General features: G+C 66.2%; 8 protein-coding genes and 1 pseudogene. 5 read left to right on the plus strand and 4 right to left on the minus strand.

Features of this window, described 5'->3' with window-relative positions:
- Positions 1-78: 78 nt before the first annotated feature.
- The gene (gene zwf, locus ASE31_RS04000) at positions 79-1,533 is read right to left on the minus strand and encodes a glucose-6-phosphate dehydrogenase (protein ID WP_057200203.1); all 1,455 of its coding nucleotides are present in this window, start codon (positions 1,531-1,533) and stop codon (positions 79-81) included.
- A 191-nt stretch (positions 1,534-1,724) separates the two neighbouring features.
- On the opposite strand from zwf, the gene pgi reads away from it, so the two are divergent.
- Both pgi and ASE31_RS04010 read left to right on the plus strand, forming a co-directional pair.
- On the plus strand, positions 1,725-3,284 hold the full coding sequence (gene pgi / locus ASE31_RS04005; protein WP_057200204.1) for a glucose-6-phosphate isomerase: 1,560 nt from the start codon (positions 1,725-1,727) through the stop codon (positions 3,282-3,284).
- An 85-nt stretch (positions 3,285-3,369) separates the two neighbouring features.
- Complete coding sequence (locus ASE31_RS04010; protein ID WP_057200205.1) at positions 3,370-4,584, plus strand: AGE family epimerase/isomerase; 1,215 nt, start codon at positions 3,370-3,372, stop codon at positions 4,582-4,584.
- 9 nt (positions 4,585-4,593) lie between these two features.
- Here ASE31_RS04010 and ASE31_RS04015 read toward each other — a convergent pair whose 3' ends face one another.
- On the minus strand, positions 4,594-5,511 hold the full coding sequence (locus ASE31_RS04015; RefSeq protein ID WP_057200206.1) for an SMP-30/gluconolactonase/LRE family protein: 918 nt from the start codon (positions 5,509-5,511) through the stop codon (positions 4,594-4,596).
- Positions 5,512-5,614: 103 nt separating this feature from the next.
- Here ASE31_RS04015 and edd point away from each other — a divergent pair, with 103 nt between their 5' ends.
- Both edd and ASE31_RS04025 read left to right on the plus strand, forming a co-directional pair.
- Complete coding sequence (gene edd / locus ASE31_RS04020; protein WP_057200207.1) at positions 5,615-7,384, plus strand: phosphogluconate dehydratase; 1,770 nt, start codon at positions 5,615-5,617, stop codon at positions 7,382-7,384.
- Positions 7,375-8,022, plus strand: coding sequence for a bifunctional 4-hydroxy-2-oxoglutarate aldolase/2-dehydro-3-deoxy-phosphogluconate aldolase (locus tag ASE31_RS04025; protein WP_057200208.1), 648 nt, complete (start codon positions 7,375-7,377; stop codon positions 8,020-8,022). Before edd ends, ASE31_RS04025 begins: the two co-directional genes overlap by 10 nt.
- A gap of 103 nt (positions 8,023-8,125) precedes the next feature.
- Here the strand turns inward: ASE31_RS04025 and groL are convergent, their stop codons facing one another.
- Together groL and ASE31_RS04035 are read right to left on the minus strand one after the other, a co-directional pair.
- A complete protein-coding gene (groL, locus tag ASE31_RS04030; protein ID WP_007854022.1) occupies positions 8,126-9,778 on the minus strand; it encodes a chaperonin GroEL in 1,653 nt (550 codons plus the stop codon).
- A gap of 167 nt (positions 9,779-9,945) precedes the next feature.
- Positions 9,946-10,236 (minus strand): co-chaperone GroES, encoded by a 291-nt coding sequence (locus ASE31_RS04035; protein ID WP_057200209.1) that lies wholly within the window; start codon positions 10,234-10,236, stop codon positions 9,946-9,948.
- A 606-nt stretch (positions 10,237-10,842) separates the two neighbouring features.
- Between ASE31_RS04035 and ASE31_RS32410 the strand changes: the two are divergent.
- A pseudogene (locus tag ASE31_RS32410) lies at positions 10,843-10,971 on the plus strand (RCC1 domain-containing protein); the annotation flags it as partial.

The raw sequence follows: 10,971 nt of genomic DNA on the forward strand, positions 1-10,971 counted from the left end.
CCAATGCCGCAACCCGGCATGAATGACAAAAGGCTCCAACGGGAGCCTTTTTTTCGTTGTGGGGCAGCGCGAAGAGCGTCAGACCTCCTCACTCCAGCAGTAGCCGTCGCGCGCGATCATCGCGCTGGCGGCGCTCGGGCCCCAGCTGCCGGCCGTGTAGGGCCGCGGGCCCAGTGCATCGTTGCGCCAGTGCTGCAGGATGGGCTCCACCCAGCGCCAGGCTTCCTCCTGCTCGTCGCTGCGCACGAACAGGTTCAGGCGGCCGGCGATCACATCGAGCAGCAGGCGTTCGTAGGCGCCCACGCGCTCTGTGCCGAAGCGCTGGTCGAAGTCGAGGTTCAGGTACACCTGCGACAGGGCTGGTTCGGTCTGGTGCTGGGCGGCACCTTGGGCCAGCAGGTGCAGCTCCAGCCCGTCCTTGGGCTGCAGGTTGATCACCAGGCGGTTGGCTGCGCCGGCCGAGGTGCGGAAGATCGGGTGCGGCACGGGCCGGAAGTTGACCACGATGTGCGCGTCGCGCCCCGCCAGCCGCTTGCCGGTGCGGATGTAGAAGGGCACACCGGCCCAGCGCCAGTTGGAGATCTCGGTGCGCAGCGCGACAAAGGTCTCGGTGGTGCTGCCGGCGGCCACGCCTTTTTCCTGCAGGTAGCCGGGCACGCTGGCACCGTGCGTCTTGCCGGCCACGTACTGGCCGCGGATCACGTGCTGGCCGATGGTCTCCACGCTCCAGGGCTTTAGCGACTGCAGCACCTTGAGCTTCTCGTCCCGGATGGCATTGGCGCTGGCGTTGATGGGCGGCTCCATGCCGATCGCGCACAAAAGCTGCAGGGCATGGTTCTGCACCATGTCGCGCAGGGCGCCGGTCTGGTCGTAGAAGGCGCCGCGCGTCTCCACGCCCAGCTCTTCGGCAATGGTGATCTGGATGTTGGCGATGGTTTCGCGCCGCCACAGGGGCTCGAACAATGCGTTGCCAAAGCGCATGGCGAACAGGTTCTGTACCGAGGGCTTGCCCAGGTAGTGGTCGATGCGAAAGACCTGCTCTTCCTTGAGCACACGGCGCAGCGTGTCGTTGATGGCCTGGTTGGAGCGCAGGTCGTGGCCCAGGGGCTTTTCGAGCACCACGCGGGTGGTCGGGCCGTTCAGGCCCACGGCGGCGATCTGTTCGCAGACATTGGTGAACAGGCTCGGTGCCGTGGCCACGTACATCACCACCGACTCGGCATTGCGCTCGTGCAGCATGTCCGCCAGGCGGGCATAGTCCTGGGTTTGCGACAGGTCCATGCGCAGGTAGTGCAGCAGGGCGCCGAAGCGTGCGAACTCATCGGGGGTGGGGCGCTTGGCCAGGTCCACGCCATCGAAGCGCGACTGGATCAGGCTGCGGTATTGTTCATGGCTGAGCTCGTCACGGGCGACCGCGATGATGCGGCCCCCTTCGGGCAGCGTTCCGTGGCGGAACGCCTGGAACAGCGCCGGCATGAGCTTGCGCCAGGCCAGGTCGCCCGTTCCGCCAAACAGGACAAGGTCAAAACTCATGGGGTCTCCGTATTCAGTGCATTGGTGGTCGTGCGTTTCTCTCGAAATTGTAATCACGTTACATCGATTTGTGTAGGACTGTAGAGCAAATGGCGTTCCAAGCTGTGTCTGCAACAAAAAAGTACCAGCCTGTTTTGGTAATCAAGTTACTATCTTGCCGTTTTCCATTTTCCTGTCCAGGTAGCTCTCCCATGCCCCTCCGTTGTGACCAGACTCCCCAGTGGCCCGCGCTGCAGGCCTTGTTCCAGGCGCAAGGGCGCGCGCTGGACCTCCGGCAGGCCTTCGCCGAGGATAGAAAGCGCTTTGCGCACTTCAGTCAGTCCGCCCCCGAGGTGTTCGCCGACCTCTCCAAGAACCTGTGGGACCGGCCCACCGAAGCCCTGTTGCTGGCCATGGCCGAGGCCTGTGGCCTTGCTGCGCAGCGCGACGCCATGTTCGCGGGCCAGCCCATCAACCACACCGAAGGCCGGGCCGTGCTGCACACGCTGCTGCGCCGCCCTGAGGGCCTGGCGCTGCCGGGTGACGGCCCCGATATCGCGCACAAGCTCGCCGAGGTGCATGGCACGCAGGGCGCCATGCTGCAGTACGCCGAGCAGGTGCGCGGCGATGCCGGCATCACCGACGTGGTGAACATCGGCATCGGCGGCTCGGACCTGGGACCGCACATGGCGGTGCTCGCGCTCGATGCCTTTCGCGCCGCAGGCAAGCGCCTGCACTTCGTCTCCAATGTGGACGGCCACGAGCTGCATGGCGTGCTCCAGGGTCTCAAGGCCGAGAGCACGCTGTTCCTGATCGCCTCCAAGACCTTCACCACCGCCGAGACCATGGCCAATGCGCGCTCCGCGCTGGCCTGGTTCGGCGCAGAGGGCGGCAGCGACGTGGCACGCCACTTTGCGGCGCTGACCACCAACGTGGAAGCGGCAGGCGCCCTGGGCATCACCACCACCTTCGGCTTCTGGGACTGGGTGGGCGGGCGCTACTCGCTGTGGTCGGCCATCGGCCTGCCCATCGCCATCGCCATCGGTGCGGCGGGTTTTCGCGAGTTGCTGGCTGGCGCGCATGCCATGGACGAGCATTTCCGCACCGCGCCGCTGGCCGCCAACCTGCCGGTGCGCCTGGGCCTGCTCGACCTCTGGTACCGCAACTTCCATGGTTTCACCAGCCGCTGCATTGCGCCCTACCATGCGGCACTGGGCCGGCTGCCGGCCTATCTGCAGCAGCTCGAGATGGAGAGCAATGGCAAGCGCGTGGGCGCCGACGGGCAGGAGCTGCCATACGCCACCTCGCCCGTGCTCTGGGGCGAGCCCGGCACCAATGGCCAGCATGCCTTCTTCCAGATGCTGCACCAGGGCACGGACGTGCTGCCGCTGGAGATCGTTGCCGTGCGCCAGGCTGCGCACCCGCTGCCGGGCCACCAGGACAAGCTGCTCGCCAACGCCCTGGCCCAGGCCCAGGCGCTGATGGTGGGCAAGGCCAGCCTTGACGACGGTCATCGCCACTTTCCGGGCAACCGGCCCAGCACCTTCCTGTTGCTCGAATCGCTGACCCCGGCATCGTTGGGTGCGCTGATCGCGCTGCAGGAGCACCGTGTGTTCGTGAGCGGTAGCCTGTGGGGCATCAACAGCTTCGACCAGTGGGGAGTGGAGCTGGGCAAGGTGCTGGCGCGCGACCTGGAGGCGCGCCTGGCATCGGGCGATGCCGGGGGACTCGATGGCTCCACGGCGGGATTGCTGGCGCGCCTGCGCGGGTGAGCCACCGCGCAGCGGCACACGACTGGATAACAAGGCGCCTTGAGGTGCCGGTGCCGCAGATGCGGCCCATGAAGGAGACAAACACATGACCGCACCGCAGCCACCCGATTTCCGCTCGCCCGCATTCCTGCACGCGCACATCCGCCAGACCATGGCGTTCTACGAGCCCGTGGCCACCGATGCGGGGGGCGGCATGTACCACTTCTTCCTCGACGACGGCACCGTCTATGACGAGCGCACGCGCCACCTGGTGAGCGCCACGCGCTTCGTGGTCACGCATGCCATGCTGTTCAAGACCACCGGCGAGGCGCGCTACCGCCAGGGCGTGGAGCATGCGCTGCAGTTCCTGCGCACGGCCTTCCTTGACCCGGCCACTGGCGGCTACGCCTGGCTGATCGACTGGCATGGCGGCCACGCCACCTTGCTCGACGCCACGCGCCACTGTTACGGCATGGCCTTCGTGATGCTGGCGTATGCCCGTGCGCACGAAGCCGGCGTGCCCGAGGCGCGGCAGTGGCTGGCCGAGGCCTTTGATACCGCCGAGCAGCATTTCTGGCAGCCGGCAGAGGGCCTGTATGCCGACGAGGCCGCGCGCGACTGGGCACTGTCGGACTACCGCGGCCAGAACGCCAACATGCACGCCTGCGAGGCCATGATCTCGGCCTTCCGCGCCACGGGCGAGCGACGCTACATCGAGCGTGCCGAGCAGCTCGCGCAGGGCATCTGCCAGCGCCAGGCAGCACTGTCGGGCGGCTGGGTGTGGGAGCATTTCCGTGCCGACTGGTCGGTGGACTGGGACTACAACCGCCACGACCGCAGCAACATCTTCCGCCCCTGGGGCTACCAGATCGGGCATCAGACCGAATGGGCCAAGCTGCTGCTGCAGCTCGATGCGCTGGCGCCCGCGCCCTGGCACCTGCCGTGTGCCCGCTTCCTGTTCGACGCCGCGATGGACAAGGGCTGGGACACCGCCCATGGCGGCATCGTCTACGGCATGGCGCCCGACGGCAGCATCTGCGACGACGGCAGGTACCACTGGGTGCAGGCCGAGAGCATGGCCGCCGCAGCCGTGCTGGCCGTGCACACCGGAGAGCCGCGCTACTGGGATTGGTACGAGCGCATCTGGGCCTACTGCTGGCAGCACTTCGTGGACCACGAGCACGGTGCCTGGTTCCGCATCCTCGACGGGCGCAACCTCAACCACACGCGCGAGAAGAGCAATGCCGGCAAGGTCGATTACCACAACATGGGCGCCTGCTACGACGTGCTGCTGGCGCTGGGCGCGCAGCGCGCACCCTGAGCACGGGTCTTACATCGCCGCGCTGGCCTGGAAGAAGTTCACGGGCAGGCCCGGCACTTCGACGGGCAGGCTGAACAGCGAGCCCGCCGGAATGGCCGCATCCAGTTCCGCTTGCGGCCGGCCGGCGCGCGCCGAGGTGATGTACAGCGTGCGCAGGTCGTCGCCGCCAAAGCAGACCATGGTGGGGCATTGCACGGGCATGGCAACGCGCTGCAGCACCTGGCCTGCGGGAGAGAGCTGCAGCACGCAGGCACCCTCGTACATGGCCACCCAGTAGTTGCCCTGCACGTCCACGGCCGCGCCATCGGGGCGGCCGCCATAGGGCTCGCCCGCCACCTTGGGCGGGAAGGTCGCCCACGGCGCACGGCTTTCGATGCTGCCGGTGGCGGCATCGAACGCAAAGCGGTCGATGCGGTGCTCGGGTGTGTTGGACCAGTAGAGCCAGCGGTCGTCCGGGCTGAAGGCCAGGCCGTTGGCGGTGAAGTTCTCGCCCGCCATCTTCTGCACGCGAAAGCCGCCGGGCGCCGCCTCCAGCCGCCACAGTGCCGCGTCGGGCGCCGTGCGCGGGCTGATCACCGACCCAGCCCAGAACCGGCCCGCCGAATCGCAGCGGCCATCGTTCAGGCGCAGCACGCGGGTGTCGTGCACGTCGCCGGGCAGCAGCGCCAGGCAGGTGAGGGCACCGCTGGTGGTGTCGAGCAGGTAGAAACCGTCCCGTAACCCGATTACTAGTTTCTTGCCTGCCACAGGGGCGCAACAGCCCGGTTCGGAGGGCATGTCCCAGGTGCGCAGTTGCCCGCTGGCCGGCGCCCAGGCGTTCACCCGCTTTCCTTGGATGTCACACCAGTAAAGGGATGTTTCATGGGGATGCCAGAACGGCGATTCGCCCAGTTCCGAGGGCGGCAAAAGCAGGGTCTGCAGGGACATTGGCTTGATCCGGGGTGGTTATCGAGTTACATTCTAGAGGCTCCCGTTGGAGCTGTAATCTCTTTTTCCCCACTATCCAAGTCCACCCCCGATGGAGCATCCCATGCATTCAGTCGTAGCGCGCGTGACGGCCCGCATCATCGAGCGCAGCAAGGACACCCGCGCCGCCTACCTGGCCACGGTCGACGCCATGGTCCAGCGCAAGCCGCCGCAGGACCGCATGGGCTGCGCCAACCTGGCCCATGCCTACGCGGCGCTGCCGGGCTCCGAAAAGTTCAAGGTCACGGTCGAGAAGGCGCCCAACATCGGCATCGTCACGGCCTACAACGACATGCTGTCGGCCCACCAGCCCTACCAGAGTTACCCGGCGCTGCTGCGCGACGAGGCCGCGCGCCACGGCGCCATGGCCCAGGTGGCCGGCGGTGTGCCCGCCATGTGCGATGGCGTGACACAGGGCACGCCCGGCATGGAGCTGTCGCTGTTCTCTCGCGACGCTATTGCCATGGCCACTGCGGTAGCGCTGTCCCACGACGTGTTTGACGGCGTGCTGCTGCTCGGCGTGTGCGACAAGATCGTGCCGGGCCTGCTGATCGGTGCGCTGCACTACGGCCACCTGCCCTGCGTGTTCGTGCCCGCCGGCCCCATGGGCTCGGGCCTGCCCAACAAGGACAAGGCCAAGGTGCGTGAGCTCTACGCGCAGGGCCTGGTCGGCCGCGACGAGCTGCTCAAGGCCGAGTCGGCCGCGTACCACAGCCCCGGCACCTGCACCTTCTACGGCACGGCCAACAGCAACCAGATGCTGCTGGAAGCCATGGGCCTGCACGTGCCCGATGCGGCGTTTGCCCCGCCCGGCACGGGCGAGCGCGAGGAATTCACGCGCCAGGCCATGCGCACCGTGCTCGACATCGGCAAGCGCGGCAAGCGCTTCACGCCCATCGCGCATGTGGTAGATGAGCGCTGCATCGTCAACGCCATGGCCGCGCTGCTGGCCACGGGCGGCTCCACCAACCACCTGATCCACTGGGTGGCCATCGCGCGCAGCGCAGGCATCCTGATCGACTGGACCGATTTCGACGACCTGTCCTCCGTGGTGCCGCTGCTGGCCCGCGTCTACCCCAATGGCGATGCCGACGTGAACCAGTTCCAGGCCGCAGGCGGCCCGCCCTGGATCCTGCGCGAGCTGCTGGCCAACGGCCTCATGCATCCCGACGTGCTGAGCGTGAACGAGGGCGGCATAGAGGCCGGTGGCGCGCCGGCGCCCGCCACTTCGGGTGACGAGGCCGTGCTGCGCCCCGTGGCCAAGCCCTTCTCACCCACAGGTGGCCTGCGCCTGCTGCAGGGGCGCCTGGGCCGTGCCGTGATCAAGGTTTCGGCCGTGCCGGAAGACCGCCACATCATCGAAGCACCTGCGCGCGTGTTCGACTCGCAGGAGGACTTGCTCGCGGCCTTCGCTTCGGGCGAAGTGCAGCAGGACATGGTGGCCGTGGTGCGCTTCCAGGGCCCGCGTGCCAATGGCATGCCCGAGCTGCACAAGCTCACGCCGCCATTGGCCGTGCTGCAGAACCAGGGCTTCAAGGTGGCGCTGGTGACCGACGGCCGCATGAGCGGTGCCTCGGGCAAGGTGCCGGCCGCCATCCACGTGACGCCCGAAGCGCTGGGCGGCGGCCCGCTGGCCAAGGTGCGCGACGGCGACCTGCTGCGCGTGGACGCCGTGGCGGGTACGCTCGACGTGCTGGTGGACGAGGCCGAATGGGCCGCGCGCACCCCCGACGAATGCAAGGCGCCCGTGGCCACCGGCTTCGGGCGTGAACTGTTTGCCAACTTTCGCCGCCATGCGGGCGGCGCTGAACAAGGAGCCTGTACATGGCTGTGAATGCCTCCACCCCCGGCCTGAACCCCCTCGATATCGCCAGCTACGGCCCGGTGATCCCGGTCATCGTGATCGACCGGGTCGAAGACGCGATCCCGCTGGCCGAGGCCTTGCTCGCCGGTGGCGTCAAGGTGCTCGAGGTCACGCTGCGCACGCCCGCGGGCCTGCCCGCCATCGAAGCCATCGCGCGCCAGTTGCCCGAGGCCGTGGTCGGCGTGGGCACCGTGCTCAATGCCGAGGATGCGCGCCGCGCCAGCGAGGCCGGTGCCCGTTTTGCCGTGAGCCCGGGCTACACCTCGGCCGTGGGTTCGGCCTGCAAGGGGCTGAACCTGCCCCTGCTGCCCGGCGTAGCCACTTCCAGCGAGATCATGCAGGCCTTGGCCGATGGCTTCCAGTTCCTCAAGCTGTTCCCGGCCGAGGCCGTCGGCGGCATCCCTCTACTCAAGTCCTGGGCCAGCCCGTTCGGGCAGGTGAGTTTTTGCCCCACGGGTGGCATCACCAATGCCACGGCGCCGAATTACCTGGCGCTGCCCAATGTGCGCTGCGTGGGCGGCTCGTGGCTCACGCCGGCCGACGCCGTGCGCTCGGGCGACTGGGCGCGCATCACGCAGCTGGCGCAGGCCACGCAGGCGCTGAAATGACCTGAACGGCGCGCACCAAAGAAAAAGCCCGCAGACCGTAAGGCCTGCGGGCTTTTTGCTGGTTGACAGCGCAGTGAACGGGTCACCGCGCCGGGCCGGGCAATTACATGCCCATGCCACCCATGCCACCCATGCCGCCCATGTCGGGCATGCCGCCGCCGGCACCGGCCTCGTCCTTGGGTGCTTCTGCAACCATGGCTTCGGTCGTCAGCAGCAGGGAAGCCACGGAGGCAGCGTTCTGCAGGGCCGTGCGGGTGACCTTCGTGGGGTCCAGAATGCCCAGTTCGAGCATGTCGCCGTACGTGTCATTCGAAGCGTTGAAGCCGTAGTTGCCTTTGCCGGCCAACACAGCGTTCACCACCACCGAGGCTTCGCCGCCAGCGTTGTTCACGATTTCGCGCAGGGGCGCTTCGATGGCCTTCAGGACCAGCTTGATACCGGCTTCCTGGTCGGCGTTGTCGCCCTTGACCGAGTCACCGACAGCTTGCTTGGCACGCAGCAGGGCCACGCCACCACCGGCCACAACGCCTTCTTCCACCGCTGCACGGGTAGCGTGCAGTGCGTCTTCCACGCGGGCCTTCTTTTCCTTCATTTCGACTTCGGTGGCAGCGCCGACCTTGATCACGGCCACACCGCCGGCCAGCTTGGCCACGCGTTCCTGCAGCTTCTCACGGTCGTAGTCGGACGTGGCTTCCTCGATCTGCACGCGCACTTGCTTGACGCGGGCTTCGATGTCACCAGCAGCGCCGGCGCCGTCGATGATGATGGTGTTTTCCTTGCCCACTTCGATGCGCTTGGCCTGGCCCAGGTCGGCCAGGGTCACCTTCTCGAGGGTCAGGCCCACTTCTTCAGCGATGACCTTGCCGCCCGTCAGGATGGCGATGTCTTCCAGCATGGCCTTGCGGCGGTCGCCGAAGCCAGGAGCCTTCACAGCCACGACCTTCAGGATGCCGCGGATGGTGTTGACCACCAGCGTGGCCAGGGCTTCGCCTTCGACTTCTTCGGCAATGATCAGCAGCGGACGGCCGGCCTTTGCAACTTGCTCCAGGGTAGGCAGCAGGTCGCGGATGTTGCTGATCTTCTTGTCGAACAGCAGCACGAAGGGGTTGTCCAGAATGGCCGATTGCTTTTCTGGGTTGTTGATGAAGTAGGGCGACAGGTAGCCGCGGTCGAACTGCATGCCTTCCACGACGTCCAGTTCGGAGTCGAGGGACTTGCCGTCTTCCACGGTGATCACGCCTTCCTTGCCAACCTTGTCCATGGCGTCAGCGATCAGCTTGCCGATGGTTTCGTCGGAGTTGGCCGAGATCGAGCCGACCTGTGCGATTTCCTTGGAGGTGGTGGTGGGCTTGGAAGCCTTCTTCAGCTCGATCACCAGGGCCGTCACGGCCTTGTCGATACCGCGCTTCAGGTCCATCGGGTTGATGCCGGCGGCCACGTACTTGAAGCCTTCGCGCACGATGGCCTGGGCCAGCACGGTGGCAGTGGTGGTGCCGTCACCAGCGTTGTCGCTGGTCTTGGAGGCCACTTCCTTCACGAGCTGGGCGCCCATGTTCTGCAGCTTGTCCTTGAGTTCGATTTCCTTGGCCACGGACACACCGTCCTTGGTCACAGTAGGGGCGCCGAACGAGCGCTCCAGCACCACATTGCGGCCCTTGGGGCCCAGGGTCACCTTGACCGCATTGGCCAGAATGTTCACGCCTTCAACCATGCGTGCGCGGGCTTCGCCGCCGAAAACTACGTCTTTTGCTGCCATTTGGAGCTCCTGAAATTTAACTGAATCAATTACTGGCTTGGGGGAGAGGGGAAAGCGTAGCGAGCAGGTGCCAGGCTAGGCGCACGGAGCACAGCAACCGGAACGTACTTCCTGTACGTGAGGATTGCGAGCACCGCGCAACGACGCATGGCGCCTGCGCAGCAGCTTTACTTCTCCACCACGGCGAACAGGTCGTCTTCCTTCATGACCAGCAGCTCGTCGCCCTTGATCTTGACGGTCTGGCCCGAGTACTTGCCGAACAGAACGCGGTCGCCGACCTTCACGTTCAGGGCGAGCAGTTCGCCCTTGTCGTTCTTCTTGCCGGGGCCGACGGCCAGCACTTCACCTTGATCGGGCTTTTCAGCGGCGTTGTCGGGGATCACGATGCCGGAGGCGGTCGTGGTTTCGCTTTCGATACGCTTGACGATCACGCGATCGTGCAGGGGGCGAAGATTCATTGCATTGCTCCTGGGTCAAAAAATTACCGACAGTACGAAGCGCCTGAACAGGGCCAGGCGCTACCAAACTCCATCCAACAAGGGAGTGTTAGCACTCCGTTGCAGTGAGTGCTAATGATACGGGCATTTGTTGCCGTTTCAAGACATGGGGTGATTGGAAGGGTGTCAAACACGCTTCCAGTTGTGCCGATGGCTTGCAAGGGGTCGGGCCGATCCACCCCATTTTTGCGCAGGAGCAGGGAAATCCCTCACCCCTGCGGGGTGGGGCGCAGGAAGCCATCCATGGGTACCTTGCGCTGTCTTGACGCTCGTCGCCATCGCATTGCGGCTTGCCGCTTCGTGCCCCTGGCGCCGCTGGCTGGCTGAGGGGCACACGGGGCGCATCCCGCCACGGTCCGGCTCCCGGAGGTTGCGGTACGGCTTTTCCCGCCCCACGCGATCAGGCGCCAAGCGTCCAGCCAATCTTTCTTTTTTACTTTTTTGAGGGAACCGATGAAACATCTGATGACGAAAAAGCCTTTGAGCACTGCCGTTGCCCTGGGTGCTGCTGCCCTGTGCTGTGCTTTTGCGATGACTTCTGCCCACGCTGTGCAGCCCGCCATCTCCATGGGCTACGACCATGCCCTCGTGTTGCGTGCCGACGGCACGGTCTGGTCGTGGGGTTACGGCAATGGCGGGCAACTGGGCCTTGGCAATTCCAGCACCCGCACGTCGCCCACGCAGATCCCCTCGCTG

This window comes from Acidovorax sp. Root217, from assembly GCF_001428645.1.
GTDB lineage: Bacteria > Pseudomonadota > Gammaproteobacteria > Burkholderiales > Burkholderiaceae_C > Acidovorax.